The sequence below is a fragment of the Amycolatopsis sp. NPDC051372 genome, from assembly GCF_040682095.1.
In the GTDB taxonomy this organism is placed as follows: domain Bacteria; phylum Actinomycetota; class Actinomycetes; order Mycobacteriales; family Pseudonocardiaceae; genus Amycolatopsis.
Genome location: NZ_JBFBAF010000021.1, coordinates 50,959 through 69,294, shown reverse-complemented (window position 1 = coordinate 69,294; position 18,336 = coordinate 50,959). Strand labels below are relative to the sequence as shown.

General features: G+C 71.2%; 18 protein-coding genes. 9 read left to right on the top strand and 9 right to left on the bottom strand.

The window, feature by feature from the left end:
• Nucleotides 1-3: 3 nt before the first annotated feature.
• The 8 genes from AB0M56_RS29315 to hisS all read left to right on the top strand — a co-directional run bounded on the left by AB0M56_RS29315 (nt 4) and on the right by hisS (nt 8,936).
• A complete protein-coding gene (locus AB0M56_RS29315; RefSeq protein WP_364181588.1) occupies nt 4-1,047 on the top strand; it encodes an alpha-hydroxy acid oxidase in 1,044 nt (347 codons plus the stop codon).
• Nucleotides 1,044-2,462, top strand: a complete 1,419-nt coding sequence (locus AB0M56_RS29310; RefSeq protein ID WP_364181586.1) for a cytochrome P450 — start codon at nt 1,044-1,046, stop codon at nt 2,460-2,462. Before AB0M56_RS29315 ends, AB0M56_RS29310 begins: the two co-directional genes overlap by 4 nt.
• Nucleotides 2,462-3,742: a cation:proton antiporter gene (locus AB0M56_RS29305; protein ID WP_364181584.1), complete on the top strand. Its 1,281-nt coding sequence runs from the start codon at nt 2,462-2,464 to the stop codon at nt 3,740-3,742. Before AB0M56_RS29310 ends, AB0M56_RS29305 begins: the two co-directional genes overlap by 1 nt.
• Nucleotides 3,743-3,829: 87 nt before the next feature.
• Nucleotides 3,830-4,477 (top strand): response regulator transcription factor, encoded by a 648-nt coding sequence (locus AB0M56_RS29300; protein ID WP_364181582.1) that lies wholly within the window; start codon nt 3,830-3,832, stop codon nt 4,475-4,477.
• 2 nt (nt 4,478-4,479) lie between these two features.
• The gene (locus AB0M56_RS29295) at nt 4,480-5,658 is read left to right on the top strand and encodes a HAMP domain-containing sensor histidine kinase (protein ID WP_364181579.1); all 1,179 of its coding nucleotides are present in this window, start codon (nt 4,480-4,482) and stop codon (nt 5,656-5,658) included.
• 93 nt (nt 5,659-5,751) lie between these two features.
• A complete protein-coding gene (locus tag AB0M56_RS29290; RefSeq protein ID WP_364181576.1) occupies nt 5,752-7,170 on the top strand; it encodes an amidase family protein in 1,419 nt (472 codons plus the stop codon).
• Between the two features lie 56 nt (nt 7,171-7,226).
• A complete protein-coding gene (locus AB0M56_RS29285) occupies nt 7,227-7,610 on the top strand; it encodes a hypothetical protein (protein WP_364181575.1) in 384 nt (127 codons plus the stop codon).
• Nucleotides 7,611-7,640: 30 nt separating this feature from the next.
• On the top strand, nt 7,641-8,936 hold the full coding sequence (gene hisS, locus AB0M56_RS29280) for a histidine--tRNA ligase (RefSeq protein ID WP_364181572.1): 1,296 nt from the start codon (nt 7,641-7,643) through the stop codon (nt 8,934-8,936).
• 112 nt (nt 8,937-9,048) lie between these two features.
• On the opposite strand, the gene AB0M56_RS29275 is transcribed toward hisS, so the two are convergent.
• From AB0M56_RS29275 to AB0M56_RS29240, 8 genes are all read right to left on the bottom strand, one after another.
• Nucleotides 9,049-9,843: an alpha/beta hydrolase gene (locus AB0M56_RS29275; RefSeq protein WP_364181569.1), complete on the bottom strand. Its 795-nt coding sequence runs from the start codon at nt 9,841-9,843 to the stop codon at nt 9,049-9,051.
• A complete protein-coding gene (locus AB0M56_RS29270; RefSeq protein WP_364181566.1) occupies nt 9,840-11,507 on the bottom strand; it encodes an FAD-binding dehydrogenase in 1,668 nt (555 codons plus the stop codon). The genes AB0M56_RS29275 and AB0M56_RS29270 overlap by 4 nt, the downstream gene beginning before the upstream one ends.
• A gap of 1 nt (nt 11,508) precedes the next feature.
• Entirely contained in the window at nt 11,509-12,129 is a 621-nt protein-coding gene (locus AB0M56_RS29265) for a TetR/AcrR family transcriptional regulator (protein ID WP_364181563.1), read from the bottom strand.
• Between the two features lie 117 nt (nt 12,130-12,246).
• Complete coding sequence (locus AB0M56_RS29260) at nt 12,247-13,395, bottom strand: amidohydrolase family protein (protein ID WP_364181561.1); 1,149 nt, start codon at nt 13,393-13,395, stop codon at nt 12,247-12,249.
• Nucleotides 13,396-13,397: 2 nt separating this feature from the next.
• The gene (locus AB0M56_RS29255; protein ID WP_364181559.1) at nt 13,398-14,501 is read right to left on the bottom strand and encodes an MAB_1171c family putative transporter; all 1,104 of its coding nucleotides are present in this window, start codon (nt 14,499-14,501) and stop codon (nt 13,398-13,400) included.
• The gene (locus AB0M56_RS29250) at nt 14,498-15,022 is read right to left on the bottom strand and encodes a hypothetical protein (protein WP_364181557.1); all 525 of its coding nucleotides are present in this window, start codon (nt 15,020-15,022) and stop codon (nt 14,498-14,500) included. Before AB0M56_RS29250 ends, AB0M56_RS29255 begins: the two co-directional genes overlap by 4 nt.
• Nucleotides 15,019-15,423 carry an XRE family transcriptional regulator gene (locus AB0M56_RS29245; RefSeq protein ID WP_364181554.1) on the bottom strand — a complete coding sequence of 135 codons (405 nt, stop codon included), beginning with the start codon at nt 15,421-15,423 and terminating at the stop codon, nt 15,019-15,021. Before AB0M56_RS29245 ends, AB0M56_RS29250 begins: the two co-directional genes overlap by 4 nt.
• A 445-nt stretch (nt 15,424-15,868) precedes the next feature.
• Nucleotides 15,869-16,321 (bottom strand): NAD(P)H-dependent oxidoreductase, encoded by a 453-nt coding sequence (locus tag AB0M56_RS29240; RefSeq protein WP_360583500.1) that lies wholly within the window; start codon nt 16,319-16,321, stop codon nt 15,869-15,871.
• Nucleotides 16,322-16,406: 85 nt separating this feature from the next.
• Between AB0M56_RS29240 and AB0M56_RS29235 the strand changes: the two genes are divergently transcribed.
• Nucleotides 16,407-16,730: a hypothetical protein gene (locus AB0M56_RS29235; protein WP_364181552.1), complete on the top strand. Its 324-nt coding sequence runs from the start codon at nt 16,407-16,409 to the stop codon at nt 16,728-16,730.
• Here the strand turns inward: AB0M56_RS29235 and AB0M56_RS29230 are convergent.
• The gene (locus AB0M56_RS29230) at nt 16,690-18,321 is read right to left on the bottom strand and encodes a phospho-sugar mutase (RefSeq protein ID WP_364181550.1); all 1,632 of its coding nucleotides are present in this window, start codon (nt 18,319-18,321) and stop codon (nt 16,690-16,692) included. The genes AB0M56_RS29235 and AB0M56_RS29230 overlap by 41 nt on opposite strands.
• Nucleotides 18,322-18,336 lie beyond the last annotated feature (15 nt).

The following is an 18,336-nucleotide window of genomic DNA, read 5'->3' as shown; positions in this document are numbered from 1 at the left end:
TCCGTGCGCACGATCGCGGAACTCGAGGCCGCGGCGCGCGAGCGGCTCGACCCGGCGCACTACGACTTCTACGCGGGTGCTGCCGGCGACGAGCTGACGCTGCGGGCCAACGAAGAAGCGTTCTCGCGGCGCGTGCTCGTGCCCCGCGTGCTGCGGGGCGCGGCCAAGCGCGACCTCGCGACGGAGCTGGTCGGCTCGCCGCTCTCGATGCCGGTGCTGGTGTCGCCGACGGCGTTCCACCGGCTCGCGCACCCCGACGGCGAACTGGCGACGGCGAAGGCGGTCGCGAAAGCCGGCACGGTGCTGGTGGTGAGCATGGCCGCGACCACGGCCGTGGAGGACATCGCCGACGCCGCGCGCCAGGCCGCGGCCGACCCGGCGCTGTGGTTCCAGTTCTACCTGCAGCCGGACCTGGAGTTCACGGAGTCCGTGGTGCGCCGGGCCGAACGCGCGGGCGTGCGGGCGTTCGTGGTCACGGTCGACTCGCCGGTGTTCGGCCGGCGCGAACGCGACCACCGCAACGGCTTCCACGACCTGCCGCCCGGGCTGGTCGTGGAGAACCTGCGTGACGGCTTGGGCCGCGTGCGCGACATCGAGATGTCGGCCGAGTTCACGTGGGAACACGTGGCCTGGCTCAAGCGAACGACGGCGCTTCCCGTGCTGCTCAAGGGAGTGCTGCATCCGGAGGACGCCCGTCTCGCGGTGGAGGCGGGCGTCGATGGGCTCGTGGTGTCGAACCACGGCGGCCGTCAGCTCGACACCGCCGTGTCTACTGTGGACGCCCTGCCTGCGCTGGCCGAGGCCGTGGCGGGGCAGATCCCGCTCGTGCTCGACGGCGGCGTGCGGCGGGGCACCGACGTGGTGAAGGCGCTCGCGCTGGGCGCCACCGCCGTCGGCGTCGGCCGGCCCGTGGTGTGGGGCCTCGCCGCGGCGGGTGAGGAAGGGGTGACGGAAGTGCTGGAACGCCTCCGGGAAGAGACCGACCACACGCTGGCGCTGTGCGGGGCCGCGACGCTCGGCGACCTGACCGCGGACCTCGTCCGATGAGGCGGCTGCTCACGGCCGCGCTGGCGGCCGGGCTCGTCGGTTCGCTGCCGAAGTGGCTGCCCGGCCGCGTGGTCGCGTTGCGGGTGAAGATCTTCGCGCTGGTCAACGGCGACGAAGGCCTGCCGATCCCCGGTCACCGCGTCGGGGTCAAGGACTTCCGCCGCGTGTACGCCGACCCGGCCGCCAACGGGCGCAGCAAGGGCGCGGCGCTGTCGGACCTGTTCTGGTACTGGCTCGCGCCCGGCCCGGAGGTCCACCAGGAGCACCTGGAGGCGGGGCCGCGTTACGACGAGGTCGCCAAGACCACGCGCCACATCCTCGTCAAGACGCGCGCTGAATCCGAAGAGCTCACGCGCCGCGTGACCGAGCACGTGCTCGACGGGCTGGGGGTCGGCGACGGCCGGCTGATCCGGCTGCGCGACGAGATGATGCCGATCTGGGCCGAGCTGTACTACGAGCTCGTGTTCGGCGAGCCGTGCCCGCCCGAGGCGCGCGACCTCATCGTGGGCCACGCCGACGACGTCGTCGCGGCGCTGAAGTGCGTGCGACCCCGCAACATGCGCCGCCGCGCGAAGCTCACGAAGTACCTGCGCCGCCGCCTCGGCGACATCCCGCACGCGCTGCCGACCCGGCTCACGCGCGACGAGCAGGTGTTCTACCTGCAGGGCACGTTCTTCAACACCGCCGTCGTGCAGATGTCGGAGGCGATGGCGCACCTGCTGATGATCATCGCGCAGCACCCGGACGTGCAGCGGCGGCTGGCGGCCGACCCGGACGACGACGAGTACCTCGACCGCGTGATCGACGAGGGGCTACGCACCTACCCGCTCTTCGGCATCGCCCACCGCATCACCACCGGCGACATCGAGCTCGACGACACGACGATCGACGCCGGCACCGTGCTCCTGTTCAGCTACCCCGACTTCCACCACGCGGGCTTCGAGCGGCCCGACGAGTTCGACCCGTCGCGCTGGGAGCCGCCCGTCGGTTGCCCGGCGCACGGGGCAGTGCCCGACAAAGCGCCCGACAAAGCGCCCGACAAAGTGCCCGGCAAAGCTCCCGCCAAGAAGGACGTGAACTTCCTGCCCTTCGGCGTCGCGCAGAACCGCGCGTGCCCGGCCCGCGGGCTCGCGCCCATCACGATGCGCGTGGTGACGCGGGAGTTCCTGCGCCGCTACTCCGTCGCGTCGAGCGCGGCCCACACGCGCTCGATCCCCAACCGCGGCCCGGTGTTCCTCACCCCGCGCGGTTCGGCGCGCTCGACCCGCGGCCCGCTGGCGTACCTCGCCGTGCGCGACCGCTGGGAAGACGTGTGGCGCAGCCTCGCCCAGCTCGTGTTCGGCACCTACATGGTGCTCGACGCGCGGCACAAACGCTTGTGCGTGAACTACTTCGCGAACCACGGAGGCGAATGATGACCGCGTCAGAGGCGGCTCCCGCGTTTTTCCTCGCGGCGGTGGTGATCCTGGTGGTGGTGCGGCTCGTGACCATGCTCGCCGTGAAGCTCGGGCAGCCGCCCGTCGTCGGCGAGATGGTGTCGGGGGTGCTCCTCGGGCCGTCGCTGCTCGGGCTCCTGCTGCCGGGCGTCCAGTCGTACCTGTTCCCCGACACCGTGCGCACGCTCGTGTACCTGGGCGGGCAGATCGGGCTCGTGCTCTACATGTTCGGCGCCGGCTACGAGTTCCGCACCAAGACTGTGCGGGAGTCGTCGAAGCTGGTGGCCGCTGTGTCGAGCGCCGGCACGGGGATTCCGCTCGTGCTGGGGATCGGTGTCGCCGTGCTGGGCACCGGCTGGGTCGGCATCCTCAAGCCGGGCGTCTCGCCGGTGGTGTCGGCGGCGTTCGTGGGCGTCGCGATCGCGATCACGGCGTTTCCGATGCTCGCGCGGATCATCACCGAACGCGGCCTCACGAAAACGCGCTTCGGCTCGCTCGCGCTCGCGTGCGGCGCGGTCGACGACGTGCTCGCGTGGATCCTGCTGGCGGTGGTCGTCGGCATGCACGCGGGGTCGGTCGGGCCGATCGCGCTGGCGCTCGGCGGCGGCGTGGTGTTCGCGCTGTTCGTGTGGATCGTGGCGCGGCGGGTGTTCGCGAAGATGTTCACCAGCCCGCGGATGTCGGTGGACCAGCGGCTGCTCGTCACCGCCATGATCCTGTTCGCCGCCGCGTGGTTCACCGACACCATCGGGCTGTACGCGGTGTTCGGTGCCTTCATCACCGGCATCGCGTTCCCGCGCGGTGAAGCGGCGGATGCCGTGGTCTCGAAGCTGCTGCCGGTGGGCAACATCGTGTTCCTGCCGCTGTTCTTCACCTACTCCGGCCTGAACACGCGGTTCGCGCTGCTGGCCGACCCGAACCTGCTGCTGTTCGCGCTGCTGTGCGTGGTGGTGGCGATCGTCGGGAAGCTCGGGGCGTCTTGGGGCGCGGCGCGGCTGGCCGGGGAGCCGCAGCCGGTCGCGTTGCGGATCGGTGTGCTCGTGAACGCGCGGGGGCTGATGCAGCTGATCGCGCTGAACGTGGGGCTGCAGGCGGGGATCGTGTCACCGGCGCTGTTCACGGTGCTGGTACTCGTGGCGCTGGTGACCACGATCATGACCGCGCCGGTGCTGAGCTGGCTCGACCGGCGGGACCGGAAGAAGTACTCGGCCGATCAGCTGCCGGAGTTCCTCCTTTCGGCCCAACCAGCTGGTAAATGATCGATTCCCTACGAAAGTTGAGGGTTCAATCGGCGCGCTGACTGCGAGTATGAACACGTGCACGAAGAGGCAGGAAGCGCAGCCCGAGTGCTCCTCGTGGAGGACGATCGTGAACTGGCCGGAATGCTGTCCGAGCTGCTCGCCGACGAGGGCTACGAGGTCGAGCTCGCCCACGACGGCCAGCGCGGCCTGCACCGCGGCCTCACCGGCCACCACGACGTGATCATCCTCGACCGGCGGCTGCCGGTGATGGACGGGCTGGAGGTGCTCGCCGGGCTGCGGCGCCGGGCCGTAACGGCGCGCGTGCTGGTGCTCTCGGCGCTGGGCGAGCTGGCCGACCGCGTCCACGGTCTCGACGCGGGCGCCGACGACTACCTGGTGAAACCGTTCGAGACCGACGAGCTGCTGGCCCGGCTGCGCGCGTTGTGCCGGCGGGACCTCGACGGCGCCGAGTGCCTGCCGCTCGGCACCGCGGCGCTCGACCTGCTGCGTCACGAGGTCGTGCTGCCCCGCGGCGAGCGCGTGACGTTGTCGGGGCGCGAGTTCGAGCTGCTGCGCACGCTCGCGCAGCGGCCGAAGGCCATCCACCCGCGGGAGGCGCTGCGCACCCACGTGTTCGCCGACTCGACGGGGGAATCCATTGTGGACACCTACGTGTACTACCTGAGGCGCAAGCTGGGGCGCGAGGTGGTGAAGACCGTCCACGGCCTGGGTTACCAGATCGGGGCCATGTGACGGTGGTCGTCGATCCCGATACGCGGGCGCTGCGGCGCGCGCGGCGGACGATCGCGAGCCAGATCGCGGTGGTGATCACGCTGGTCGTGCTCGCCGCCGGAGCCATCGCGTACTGGGTGTTGGTGCACGGCCAGGGCGAAGAGGTCGACCGGCAGATCGACTACACGCTGGCCCAGGGCCTGTCGGCGACGCCGCCGGGCTGCGTGTTCCTGGTGACGCCGGCCGGGCACGTGCCCGCCGCGTTGCCGTTCGTGCCGCCGCCCGCGCCGGCGGTGCCGCCCGGTGGATCCGTGACCACGGAACAGGACCTGGCCGGCTCGACATTCACGGTCCGCGCGGTCGACCACGGCGGCCAGGTGTGGCAGGTCTTCGTCGACCAGCGCTACCAGGCCGCCGACCGGCAGCAGCTGCTGATGGGCCTGGTGATCGCGGAACTGGTGGTGCTGCTGGTTTCCGTCTTCAGCGGCTACGTCCTGGCCGCCCGCGCGATCCGGCCCCTGGGCGAGGCGTTGCGGCGCCAGCGCACCTTCGTCGCCGACGCGTCGCACGAGCTGCGCGCGCCGCTCACCCGGCTGCACACGCGCGCGCAGCTGCTGGCGCGGCGGGCCCGGGTGACGCCGGTGCCGTCGGACGACCTCGACCTGCTGGTGTCCGGCACGCGCGAGCTGGGTGAGGTCGTGGAAGACCTGCTGCTGTCGACGCAGGCGTGCAACGAGCGGCCGTTGCTGGAGCCGGTGGAGCTCGGCCTGCTGGCCGAGCAGGCGGTGGAGGCAGAAACCGTGCGCGCGGGGGACCGGCGCGTGCGGATCGAGGTGCGCCGTTCGCCGGGGCTGCTCGACGTGGTGCCGGGCGTGCCCGCGGCGTTGCGGCGAGTGCTGTCGGCGTTGCTGGACAACGCGATCGGCCACACCCCGCCCGGCGGGTCGATCGAGGTGACGCTGGAGAACCCGGACGACCGGCACGTCGAGATCCGCGTCGCCGACACCGGCGTCGGCTTCGCGCAACGGGATGCGGAGCGGCTGTTCGAGCGGTTCGCGCACGGCGGCCAGGGTGAGGGCCGCCGGTTCGGGCTCGGTTTGGCGCTGGTGCACGAAGTCGTGACGGGCCACGGCGGAACCATCGCGGCGGCCGGGGTTCCGGGCGTCGGGGCGACGTTCACGTTGAGGTTCACGAGGGCCTGAGCGGACGTCTCAACATGAGACAGTGCGCCGCTGCGCAGTGGTCTAGGACGGGGTGGAACGCCACCCCGTCCAGACCACCCAGGAGCACCGGCGATGACGAACTCCGACGAGCTGTGCTGGATCCCGGCCTCCGAGCTGGCCGGGAAGATCCGCCGGGGCGAGGTGACGCCGACCGACGTCGCCGAGCAGGTGGTGGCGAAGATCGAAGCGGTCGACCCCGAGGTGAACGCGTTCGTCACCTTCGATCGCGAGCAGGTGCTGCGCGACGCGGCGGAGCTCACTGAGGCGCAGCGGCGCGGTGACGAGCTCGGGCCACTGCACGGGGTGCCGTACTCGATCAAGGACCTCACGGCTGTGGCGGGGTTGCCGCTGACGTTCGGGCTGGCGCCGTTGAAGGACAACATCCCCGACCGCGACGCGGCGGTGGTGACACGGATGCGCGAGTCCGGCGGGCTGTTCCTCGGCAAGACGAACACGATCGAAAGCGGCTACCACTGCGGGAGCACCGACAACCACCTCTTCGGCCCCACACACAACCCGTGGAAGCACGGCAGCATCGCCGGCGGGTCGAGCGGTGGGGCGGCCGCCGCCGCGGCGGCCGGGATGGGGCAGCTGTACGAAGGCAGTGACGGCGCCGGTTCCGTGCGTTCGCCGTCTTCGCTGTGCGGGGTCGTCGGGCTGAAGCCGACGGGCGGGCGGATCCCGCAGAGCATCCTGCCGGGCCGCTACAACACCTGGGTGCACCACGGGCCGATCACGCGCACGGTCACCGACAACGCGCTGATGCTGAACATCCTCGCCGGCAAGGACTCCTCCGACCCGACGAGCCTGCCTGACGACGTGATCGACTACGTCGCGGAGATCGACCACGACATCAAGGGCTGGCGCGTCGCCTACTCACCGGACCTCGGTTACGCCCACGTCGACCCGGAGGTCGCCGAGATCTGCCGGACGGCGGTGGCGGCGTTCGAGGAGCTGGGCGCCCATGTCACCGAGGCCACGCCGGCGTGGGGCGACCCCGTCGAGGCGATGTGGAACGGCGTCTGGGTGCCGGGCATCGGCAGCGGCTACGACCTGGTCGACTGGGAGAACGAGCGCGGCCGCGTCGACGACAACCTCATCGAGCTGATGCACGAGGCCGAGCGGCTGACCGGCGTCGACGTCGCGCGCGCCGACGTGTTCCGCGGCGCCATGTGGGACACCTTCGCCGAGTTCATGACCGGCTACGACCTGCTCGTCTGCCCGACGTTGACCGACGCGGCGTTCCCGCTCACGCAGTTCGCACCCGACCGGCTGCTCGACGCGCCGCTGCGGCGCCAGGCGCTGGAGTGGGTGCTGACCTTCCCGTTCAACATGCTCACGACGCCGGCCATCTCCGTGCCCGCGGGCTTCACGTCCGACGGCCGTCCGGTCGGCCTGCAGATCACCGGGCGCCAGCAGGCGGACGCCGCCGTGCTGCGGGCGGCGGCCAACTTCGAGCGGGCTCGGCCGTGGGCGCAGCATCGTCCGTGACAGTGTTTTAAAACGGTGTTATGGTTGCTCCCAGAACGCTCTGGGAGGAGAAAGCCATGCACGGACCGGTCCAGCTGTTCACCGTCATCGCCCTCGTGTCGCTGCCCACCGTGATGTACGGGGGTTACGCGCTGATGGGGCTGCTCAAGCGCGGGGTGCTCAACGACCAGCAGGAGAGTTTCTTCCGCGCCGGCCACGCGCACGCCGGAGTGCTGCTCGTGCTCGCGCTGGTGGCGTTGCAGGTGCTCGACCACAGCGGGCTGTCGGATTCGCTGCGGTGGGTGGTGTGCCTCCTGCTGCTGTTCGGCGTGCTGGCGCAGTCGGGCGGGTTCTTCCTGGCGATGCTGCGCACGCGGGTCGGCATGTCGATCACCACCGCCGGAGCCGTGCTGCTCGGCGCGGCCATGCTGATCACGGCGTACGGGGTGGCCTTCCTTTAAGGGTTGGGCGCGGTCGTTAAGCTTGATGACGTGCCTGAATACCTGTCGACCGCGCCTGTCAAGGGGACCCGAGACTTCCTCCCCGCCGAAATGTCCGTTCGCACGCAGGTGTTCGGCCATCTCTACGACGTCCTGGAGCGCTACGGCTTCCTCCGCTACGACGGTCCCGTGCTGGAGCCCGCCGAGATCTACGAGCGGAAGTCCGGCCAGGAGATCGCCGACCAGCAGCTGTACACGCTGACGACGAAGGGCGGCGAGCGCCTCGCGCTGCGCCCGGAGATGACGCCGTCGGTGGCCCGGATGATCGCCGGCAACGCGAAGTCGCTGTCGTTCCCCGTGCGCTGGTACAGCCACCCGAACTGCTTCCGCTACGAGCGCCCGCAGCGCGGCCGCGTGCGGGAGCACTGGCAGATCAACGCGGACATCTTCGGTTCCGAGAGCGCGAACTGCGAGATCGAGATGTTCGAGCTCATCCACGACCTCATGGAGTCGGTGGGCGCGTCTTCGGACATGTTCGCCGTGCGCGTGAACGACCGGAACCTGCTCACGTCGGCGCTCACCGACGTCGTGGGCGTCTCCCCGGAGCACCTGCCGGCCGTGTTCGGCCTGGTGGACCGCTGGGAGAAGACATCGGCGGAGGAGCACGCGACGTCGGCCGAGGAGATCGGGCTCACGGACAAGCAGTTCGAGAAGCTCACCGAGGCCCTCGGCTCCGGCGCCGCGCTGCTCGACGAGCTGCCCGCGGAGGTCAAGGAGCAGTCGAACCTGGTGCGCGTGCTGTCCAGTTCGGCCGCGAGCCTGGTGAAGTTCGAGCCGATGATCGTGCGCGGGCTGGCCTACTACACGTCGACCGTGTTCGAGGTCTTCGACACCTCGCCGAAGAACCGCCGCGCCCTCTTCGGCGGTGGCCGTTACGCCGACCTGGCGTCGATGTTCACCAAGGAGCGCATCCCGGGTATCGGCTTCGGCATGGGCGACGTCACGCTCATCGACTTCCTCGACACCCACGGCCTCACGCCCGCCCCGCGCAACGAGGTGGACGTCATGGTCATCCCGGTCACCGAGGAACTCGCCGACGCCGCTCGGCAGGTCGCGACCTCCCTGCGCAAGGCCGGTCTCCGCACGTCGACGCCGATCGAGCACCGCAAGCTCGGCAAAGAGCTCACCCGCGCCGACAAAGCCGGCGCCGCGGCCGTGGTGATCGTGGGCCAGGAGGACTGGGACGGTGGCAATGTGACCGTCCGGAGCCTGGCCACGCGGGAACAGCAGCAGGTCGCGCTGGCCGACGTCGCCGCGACCGTGGGTGGGCTGGTTACGCCGGCTTGAGTTTTTCCTTGTAGATCACACGAAACAGCCCCGCCCGGCGCAAGCCCGGCGGGGCTGTTTCGTGTCTCCCGCGCAGCCGCTGCAGCGGTCCCGCCCCCTCGGCGGGGCCGGGTCAGGGCCGGAGGGAGAAGGAGGCGACCAGCGAGGCGACTTCGGCGGGCTGGTCGACGAGCGGGGTGTGGCCGGAATCGAGGAACGTGACGTCGGCACCGGCGGTGCGGTAGCGGGTGGCGGCGGAGGTGTGGTCGTAGAGGCGGTCGCGGCGGCCGAGGATCGCGAGGGTGGGCAGGCCGAGCGCGGAGATCTGCGCGTCGAGCGGGTTGGCGGCCAGGAGACGGCGCCGTTCGGTGAGGACGGCGTGGGCCATGGCCGGGCTGGTGGCGGAGAAGTCGGCGTGGGCCTGGCGTAGCGGGGTGGGGCGCAACACGAAACCGATTGGGGCGAACGAAACCAGGCGGTGCAGCAAGCGGCCGGCGAACGGCGCCGCGAGCAAACCGTTGCCCGGCGGGAAAGTGGCGTGGCTGTAGTCCGGTGCCTGTCCGATGAGGACGGTCCGGGTCACGGCCCCCGAAAGCGTTGCCAGCGCCAGCACCACGTCGGCGCCGAAGGAGTGGCCGACGGCCGTCGCGTGGTCGGCGCCGATCAGCTTCAGGGCGTCGGCCAGGGTCGTGGCCTGGGAGACGGCGTCGAGGCCCGTGTGGCCGCCCGTGCAGCCGTGGCCGCGCAGGTCGGGACGCAGCACGCGGAAGCGGTCGGCCAGCAGGGGCGCCAGGCGGTCGAAGGAGTGCAGCGAGCCGCTGAAGCCGTGTACCAGCAACACCACCGGCGCGTCGGCGGGGCCGTCTTCGCGCAGGTGCAGGGCGACCCCGTCGACGTCGAGGACGGTGCCGGTCGTTCGCCGCGTCACTTCACCGCCCGGGCCATGGCGCGCCCGGCGGCGCGGCCGGAGAAGATGCAGCCGCCGAGGAACGTGCCCTCCAGCGCGTTGTAGCCGTGCACGCCACCGCCGCCGAAGCCCGCGACCTCGCCCGCTGCGTACAGCCCGGGCAGCGGCGCACCGTCGGCCCGCAGCACGCGCGAGTCCAGGTCCGTCTGCACGCCGCCCAACGTCTTGCGCGTGAGGATGTTCAGCCGCACGGCGATCAACGGCCCGTGCGCCGGGTCGAGGATCCGGTGCGGCTTCGCCACGCGCGCCACGCGGTCGCCGACGAACTTGCGCGCGTTGGCCACCGCCATCAGCTGCAGGTCCTTCGAGTACCGGTTGCCGACCTCGAGGTCGCGAGCCACGATCTGGCGCTCCAGTGAGGAAACGTCCAGCGCCGGCCCGCGAGCGATCTTGTTCATCCCGTCGACGAGCTTCGCCAGGTTGTCGGCCACCACGAAGTCGACGCCGTGCCGCTTGAACGCGTCCACCGGCCCCGGCGCGCCCTTCGCGGCGCGGCTGAGCAACGTCTGCTTCAGGTCTTTCCCCGTGATGTCCGGGTTCTGCTCGGAGCCCGACAGCATGAACTCTTTCTCGAGGATCGACTGCGTGAGCACGAACCACGAGTAGTCGTAACCGGTCGACAGCACGGCCTTCAGCGTCTGCAGCGTGTCGAACCCCGGGAAGTTCGGCGCGGGCAGCCGCACCCCGTTGGCGTCGAACCACATCGACGACGGTCCGGGGATGATCCGGATCGCGTGGTCCGGCCAGATCGGGTCCCAGTTGTGGATGCCCTCCACGTAGTGCCACATGCGATCCCGGTTCACCACGCGCGCGCCCGCGGCCTCGCTGATGCCGATCATGCGACCGTCCACATGGGCCGGAACGCCGGGTATCATCGTCGCCGGCGCCGGGCCCAGCCGGTCGACGGGCCAGTTCTGCCGCACCAGTTCGTGGTTGTGGCCGATGCCGCCGGAGCTCACCAGCACCGCCGGCGCCGACAGCTCGAACTCGCCGGCGGCGACCCGCGAAGACTTCTTGCCCCGCGGCAGATCACTCGGCTCCAGCACGGTCCCGCGCACGCCCGTGACCACGCCGTCGGTCTCCACCAGCTCGTCGACCTGGTGCCGGAACGCGAAGCGCACCTGGCCGCGCTGCTCCGCCGCCAGCACCGGCTCGGCGAACACCCGCACCACCTCGGGCCCGGTGCCCCACGTGAGGTGGAACCGCGGCACGGAGTTGCCGTGCCCGCCCGCCTTGCCGCCGCCGCGCTCGGCCCAGCCGACCAGCGGCGTCACGCGCAGGCCCAGCTCATGCAGGTAGTCGCGCTTCTCGTACGTGGCGAAGCGGACGTAGGCCTCGGCCCACCTGCGCGCCCACAGGTCCTCGTCCTCGCGGTCGAAGCCGGCCGAGTCGAGCCAGTCGCGTAACGCCAGTTCGTAGGAGTCCTTGATCCCGAGCCGGCGTTGCTCGGGGCTGTTCACGAACAGCAGCCCGCCCAGCGACCAGAACGCCTGGCCGCCGAGGTTCGCGCGGTTCTCCTGGTCCAGCACGAGCACGCGGCGCCCGGCCTTCACGAGCTCGTGGGTCGCGACCAGCCCGGCCAGGCCGGCGCCGACCACGATCGCGTCCGCAGAAGCTGCGTCCAACTCAAGTCTCCTCGGTGTAGGCCGTGATCACCTGCACGCACAGTTCACGGCGTCGCTGCCACACGAGCGGGTTGTCGGGGTCCATCAGGCATTGCGCGCTGGTGCCGTCGTGCATCGCGACGAGCGCCTGGCCCAGCGCAACGGGGTCGGGGATCGAGCGGCCGGCGCGCGCGAGCAGCTCGACCATCAGCGGCATCAGCGCTTCGGCGATGGCTTCCTCCCGCGCGGTCATCACGCGCCGTAGGCTGGGGTTGCGCAAGGCGTGGGCGGTGAACTCGGCGCTCACCCGGAACCACGCGTCGTCCACGGGGATCGCGGGCAGCACGTGCTCGACGACCGCCCGCACGTCGGGCAGCTCGACCGGCGTGAACGCGTCGAATGCCGCGCGCACGGCCGCGATCATCGCCGCCGACCGCCCTTCCCACATGGCCAGGAACAGCTCGTCGAGCGAGGCGAAGTTCGAGTAGAACGCACCGCGTGTGTAGCCCGCGCGCTCGCAGATCTGCTCCACTGTAGACCGTCCGAAGCCCTCTTCGGCGAACACCGGAAGAGCGGCTTCGAGCAGGCGCCGGCGGGTCTCCGCGCGACGGCGCGGCACGCGGTCCGCCGTCGGTTCGATCATCAGGCCTCCCGCTTTCGATACGCCAGCGTACTCAATGCACCGATGTATCGAAAGGGAGCGTGAGCAAGGTCAAGATCGACCCTGTTCAGTGACTCAGTACTTCAGCAAGTGAGTAGTTCAAGAAGCCGCGACGCCGCGCGCCATGACCAGCAACGGCTTGCCCAGCGCCGCCAGCTCGGCCAGCGGATCACCGTCGACCACCAGCAGGTCGGCCGCCAGCCCGGGCTCCAGCCGGCCCGTGACCGCGCCCAGGCCGAGGCCCGCCGCGCTGTCCTCGGTGGCGATCTCGAGGATCCGCCGCCGCGAGAAGCCGAGCCATTCGTACAGCTCCAGCGCGCCCACGGGGTCGTCGAACGTCGAGCCGGGCAGGCCCGCGTCGGTGCCCGAGAGCAGGCGCACGCCGTGTTCCTCCAGCCACGGCAGCCGCCCGTAGACGCGCCGTGCGAGCTCCTCGCCCATGCGCTCGACCATCATCCGCCAGTTGCGGCTGCTCGTGGAGCACGCCGAGACGCCGCCCTTGGCCATGCGGCGCGCGACCTCCGGGCGCAGGTCGGTCTGCTGCGGGCCGGTCATGAACGTGCAGTGCTCGATCGTCGAGACACCGGCCTCGACGCAGTCGGCGATCGCGCCGGCGCCGTGGGCGTGCGCGGCGACCGGCAGCCCGCGCCGCGCGGCCTGCGAGACGACCACACCGAGCTGCCGCGCGTCGAACTGCGACTCCCACATCTGGGCGCCACCCGGCGTGATCTGGCCGCCGCCCGCCATCACCTTGATCACGTCGGCGCCCGCGGCCGCGTTGGCATCGATCCGTGCGCGGATCTCGGCGTCGGAGGAGACCACGCCGCCGAAGAAGTGGCAGTGTCCATCCGGGACGGTCAGCGGCGGCCCGGCCGCGAGCACCCGCGGTCCGCCGGCCGGCTTCACCACGGTGCGGCCGCCGAGGTCGCGCACGGTCGTGACGCCGCTGCGCAGCAGTTGCCCGAGCCGTTCCTCCGCGCCGTTCGCGACATCGGTGTCATCACCGGCCAGGAAGTTCGGCAGCATCTCGCGCGTCGCGTCGAAACACAGGTGCACGTGGGAGTTGAACAGCCCCGCCAGCACGGTCGCGTCCGGGAAGTCGCGCACCGCGGGGTCGACGGCCGCCGCGTCCACCTCGTCGGGCCGGCCGACCGCGACGATCTCGCCGTCGCGCACCAGCACGGCGCCGCCGTCGATCGGGGTCGAGGGCCGGGGCAGCACCCGGGCCGCCGTGATCAGGGTGTCCACGTTCAGTTTTCCTTTCCCACAAGCGTTGCCGACAGCGACAGCAGCGGCCGCACGTCCGATTCCAGGTCCGCGCCGCCGCCCGGCAGCACGAGCTTGGCCCGCCCGTCGCTCGCTTCACCCGAGGCCTGGCGGGCCAGCGCGGTCCGCAGTGCCGCGGCCGCGGCGGAGGGATCGTCGGCCGCGAGCGAGGCCAGGTCCGTCTCCAGGTACGGGCTCAGCTGCACCAGCCCGTCGCGGATCTCGATCACGCGCCGGTAATAGCGGCGGTGCACGGCGAACCGGTCGCGCAGGCTGTTGCCCGGCGGCGTCCGCAGCACGATGCTCGGGTACGCGGCCACCAGCAGCGTCCACAGTGGAGCGAGCCGGTGGTGGTCGGCCCGGTGCCTGCGCCGCCGGACCACAGCCGCCACGCGAGCCCGTACGCCGGGATAGGTGATGCCCGCGAGGAACAGCACGCTGCCGAGGATCACCAGCGGTACCCCGAGCCACAGCAACGCCGGCACGGTCACGTCGAACACCCACGCCAGCACCAGGTAGATCGCCCGCAACACGCTGCCGGCGGCCGCCGCGACGAGGCTCGCCGCACCGATGCGCAGGCCCGTGCGCAGGTGCGGGTCGGCCACGCGCTGGTAGCGCACGATCCACACCGCGCACGCCGTGATCGCGTAGATCAGGTACGCCCCGCCACTGAAGTAGAACAACGCGATCCCGGGCTCGTGCACCGTGTCCGGCCCGAGCGCGGCGCCCCGCAGCGGCACCGGCGTGATCGCCACCGCGAACGTCATCACGGCGATCGCGGCCGCCAGCGGCACGAGCTCCAGCGCGACGCGGCGCGCCTGGCGCGGGCCGATCGCGGAGCCGAGGAAGAAGATCAGCAGCGAGCAGACGCCGGACGAGAGCAGCACGTTGTTCGCCAGTCGCGCGCCACCTGGTGCGGTCAGGCCGTCGAACCACGTGGTGACCCCGCGTTGCTGCGCGAGGAACGCCAGCGCGAACGCGGCGATCGTGACCGTGACGGCCCAGTTCGGCAGCCGTGGCGAGCGCGCCAGCTGGAAGAGGCGCCAGGCGAGCGCCGCGGCGAAGAGGACGAAGATGGCAGCGGTCACAGCCAGCCCTGGTGGTCGCCCAACGTACCTTGGATGCGCCGCAGGTCGTGGTCGGCCGCGGCGCGCGGGATCGTGTAGTTCAGCACCGACGCCCACTCGAGGATGATCGTGGCGACCGTCTCGGCCTCCCACTCGTGGGCCTCGTCGTAGGAGGTGCGGCGCAACGCGCGGCGCACGGCGTCCCCGTCGAGGCTTTCCACGGCCGGACCCCGCAGAAAATCGGCCGGTTCCGCGTCTCCGCCCGGTTCGTGGTCGGCGAGCAGGTGGCCGAGCTCGTGCAGGATGATGTGGTCCTGGTGGGCTTTCGTGGTTTCCTGCTGGAAGAAGATGTAGTCGGCCGAGGCGGTCGCGATCCAGCAGCCGAACGGGCCGGGCACTTCGAGCGGGTAGGCCATGAGCCGGATCGGGCGGTCGCGGCGCTCGCCGAGGCGTTCGCAGAGCTGCCCGACGTCGAGCGGCGGGCTGATGTCGAGGTCTTTCAGCAGCCGCCGGCAGCGTTTGCGGAGTTCGCGTTCCTTCACGGTCCGCTGTGGCCTTCCCGTTCGGCGCGCTCGTAGCGCTCGACGAGGTCGAGCAGGTCCATGACCTGACGGCGGCCCTGCGGCGAGAGCTCCTGCGCGCGCATGGCCATCAGCTTGGCCTCGACGGCCGGGGCGTCTCCGGAGGCGCGCTCGTCCTCGTCGTCGAAGAAGTAGGTGACCGGCACTGCGAACAGCTTCGCCAGTGCCTCGACGTAGTGGATCTTCGGGTTGATCCGCTTTCCGGTCGCCAGCTGCTGCAGGTACGCCGGGGACATCGCGGGCCCGCCCGCGCGCTCGATCGCCGCCGACATCTCCCGGTAGCTGTGCGGTGCGCGGCCGTCCGCCCGGGACGAGTCGATGAGCGTGCTCAGCTTCTCCGCGAAGGTGCGTTGCCGTGGCATCACCGCCCCCTTCTCCCTTGTCCGGATAGTACTGTGCCGTCTGTTGCCGATCCGACCACAGCGACGGCGGGAATGGTTGCCGGACGCGGGAGCGTCCGGCTTGGTGCCCGCCTGCTTTCGGCCGGATTGGTGACGGCGTGTCTACTGTACGCACCTGTTGACACCACCTGTATGCAGTGGTTTACAGTGGCCCGCGTCCCGCTTCGGACACGTCCGCACTCTGGGGGTGTTCGGAACCCGGAGCGGGATCTTGTCCTGCGCCTGGCTCGCCGTGATCAGCCATTTGTAGTACGCTTGAGTGGTCAAGGTTGATCGCCTCGTTGCGAACCCTTGATCTGGCCTGTTGCCGGAGGTCGACCCCCAGGGCTTCCGGTGACAGGCCCCTTACTTTTCCAGGGCCGGGTCTTCGGTGGCCCGTCTATGGGGCCTGCCTGTGAGCGGCCGGTCAGCCCATGAGCGTCGCGGCCACTGTCGCACCCAGCTCCTGCAACGCTTCCAGTGCGGCCTTGTCGGGTTCCCCCGTGAGCAGCACGGGGTCCGCCACCTGTGTCCAGCCCAGCCCCGTGGTGATCGACGCGAGCTGGCGCGCGGTGCCGGCCGTGTCGTTGTTCCCGTGCACGTACGCGCCGAACGGACGGCCGCGCGTCGAGTCGAGGCACGGGTAGTAGACGGTGTCGAAGAAGTGTTTGAGGGCGCCGCTCATGCTGCCGAGGTTCGCGGGTGTGCCGAGCAGATAGCCGTCGGCGGCCAGCACGTCGGCCGCGGTCGCGCCGAGCGCGGGGCGGCGGACGACGTCGACGCCCTCGATGTCCGGGTGCTTCGCACCGGCGAGCACGGCTTCGAACATCGCCTGCATCGACGGCGATGGGGTGTGGTGCACGAGTAACAGCGTGGCCATGACCGCAGCCTGCCACTTGTGCCCTTGTCCACGCGCGGGCAGGCTGGGCCCGGTGATGGGGGACAGACTGCGGCCCCATCTTGCGGTGGCCGCATTCGTACTGCTCGGCTTGGCCGGGCTCGTCAGCACGCTCTCGCTGGTCTTCGCCGCATTCGCCGACGCGATCTTCGCGCCCGGCGGCTGGACCAGTGAGGTGGACCGGCTGTGGCCGTGGATGGTGCCCGCGGTGGTCGGCCTGCTCGCCGCCATCCTCTCGCGGCGGCGGGAGTTCATCGCGGCGTTCGTGGTGCTGCTGCTGGTCGACGTCGCCGGCCTGCTCGGGCCGAGCCTGCTGGGCCGGGACCCGGAACCCGGGCCCCCGACCGCGGTCAGCTCAGCAACGTGTTCATGTCCTCCCGCACTGCGCTGAGCCGGGCGGACGCGGTTTCGCGCGCCGCCGCGAGGTCACCGGTCACCGGTGTGACCACCTGCAGGTAGGCCTTCAGCTTCGGCTCGGTGCCCGACGGGCGGATCACCACGCGCAGGCCGTCGCCGCGCAGCCGCAGCACGTCGGCGTCGGGCAGGAGGTCTTCCTGCGTGACAGGTGTGCCGCCGAGTGTCACCGGCGGCTCGGCGCGCAGGCCCGCCATCAGCCTGTCGCGTACGGCAAGGTCGGTGACCCGCAAGGAAACCTGGTCTGTCAGGTGCACGCCGTGGCCGGTGGCGATGTCGTCGAGCACGTCGAGGGGCGTGCGGCCCGCGGCCTTGAGCGCCGCGGCGAACCCGGCGGCGAACACGGAGGCGGCGATGCCGTCCTTGTCCCGCACGAAACCCGGGTTCACGCAGAGGCCGAGCGCTTCCTCGTAGGCGAAGATCAGGCCTTCGCCCGCGCGCACCAGCCACTTGAAGCCGGTGAGCGTCTCGGCGTAGCGCACGCCCGCGGCCTTTGCCAGCTCGCCGAGCAGCGAGGACGACACGATGGTGGTGGCCACGAGCGGGTCGGGAGTGTCCGTTGTGGACAGCACGTGCGAGCCGAGCAGCACGCCCGTCTCATCGCCGCGCAGCATGCGCCACTCGCCGTCGCGGCCGCGCACGCCGAGAGCGCAGCGGTCGGCGTCCGGGTCGAGCGCCACGGCGAGGTCGGCGTCCACTTCGGACGCGAGCGCCAGCAGCAGGTCGGTGGCGCCGGGTTCCTCGGGGTTGGGGAACGAGACGGTGGGGAAGTCGGCGTCGGGCCGCGACTGCTCGGCGACGAAGTGCACGTCGGTGAACCCCGCCTGTGTGAGCGCCGCTTCCAGCGTCGCCGCGCCGACGCCGTGCAACGCGGTGGCGGCGATCCGCAGCTCGCGCTCCGGGCTCCGGGGCAGGTTCGCGACGTCGGCGAGGTACGCGGCGCGCGGGTCGACGACCTCGGCGCCGGGTGCGCGCGGCACGTCGACCGCGGCGGGCGCGGCCTGGATGGCGTGCTCGATCTCGCCGTCGGACGGCGGCACGATCTGGCCACCGGTGCTGTCGTAGAGCTTGTACCCGTTGTCCGCGGGCGGGTTGTGCGACGCGGTGATCTGGATTCCGGCGATCGCGTCGTAGTGCTTCACCGAGTACGCGAGTAGCGGCGTCGGCAACGGCAGCGGCATCGTCTTCACGGCGAAGCCCGCCGCGGTGAGCACCTCGGCGGCCGCCTGCGCGAACGCTTCCGACCCGTGCCGCGCGTCGCGCCCGACCACGACCACGCCACCTGCGAGGCCCTTGTCGGTGAGCCACTGCGCGACGCCCGCGGTGGTCCGCGTGACGACGGCGACGTTCATCCCGTTCGGCCCCGCGCGCACCGGCCCGCGCAGCCCGGCCGTGCCGAACTCGAGCGGACCCGCCATCCGGTCGGCGACGTCGTCTGCCGCGGTGGCGTCGCCGGCGAGGGCGCGGTCGAGCACTTGCCGCAGCTCTTCGCGCGTCGATTGGTCGGGGTCCTCGGCGATCCACCGGTAGGCGGCGTCGCGCAGCTCGGGAGTAATCGTGTTCTGCACCGGGTCAGCGTACGG

What these genes read in the sequence shown, in the direction of transcription:
- AB0M56_RS29310 (WP_364181586.1), top strand. Translation starts at nt 1,044, where the DNA reads ATGAGGCGGCTGCTCACGGCCGCGCTGGCGGCCGGGCTCGTCGGTTCG.
- AB0M56_RS29240 (WP_360583500.1), bottom strand. Translation starts at nt 16,321, where the DNA reads ATGGCCACGCTGTTACTCGTGCACCACACCCCATCGCCGTCGATGCAG.
- AB0M56_RS29245 (WP_364181554.1), bottom strand. Translation starts at nt 15,423, where the DNA reads ATGCCACGGCAACGCACCTTCGCGGAGAAGCTGAGCACGCTCATCGAC.
- AB0M56_RS29265 (WP_364181563.1), bottom strand. Translation starts at nt 12,129, where the DNA reads ATGATCGAACCGACGGCGGACCGCGTGCCGCGCCGTCGCGCGGAGACC.
- AB0M56_RS29285 (WP_364181575.1), top strand. Translation starts at nt 7,227, where the DNA reads ATGCACGGACCGGTCCAGCTGTTCACCGTCATCGCCCTCGTGTCGCTG.
- AB0M56_RS29290 (WP_364181576.1), top strand. Translation starts at nt 5,752, where the DNA reads ATGACGAACTCCGACGAGCTGTGCTGGATCCCGGCCTCCGAGCTGGCC.
- AB0M56_RS29305 (WP_364181584.1), top strand. Translation starts at nt 2,462, where the DNA reads ATGACCGCGTCAGAGGCGGCTCCCGCGTTTTTCCTCGCGGCGGTGGTG.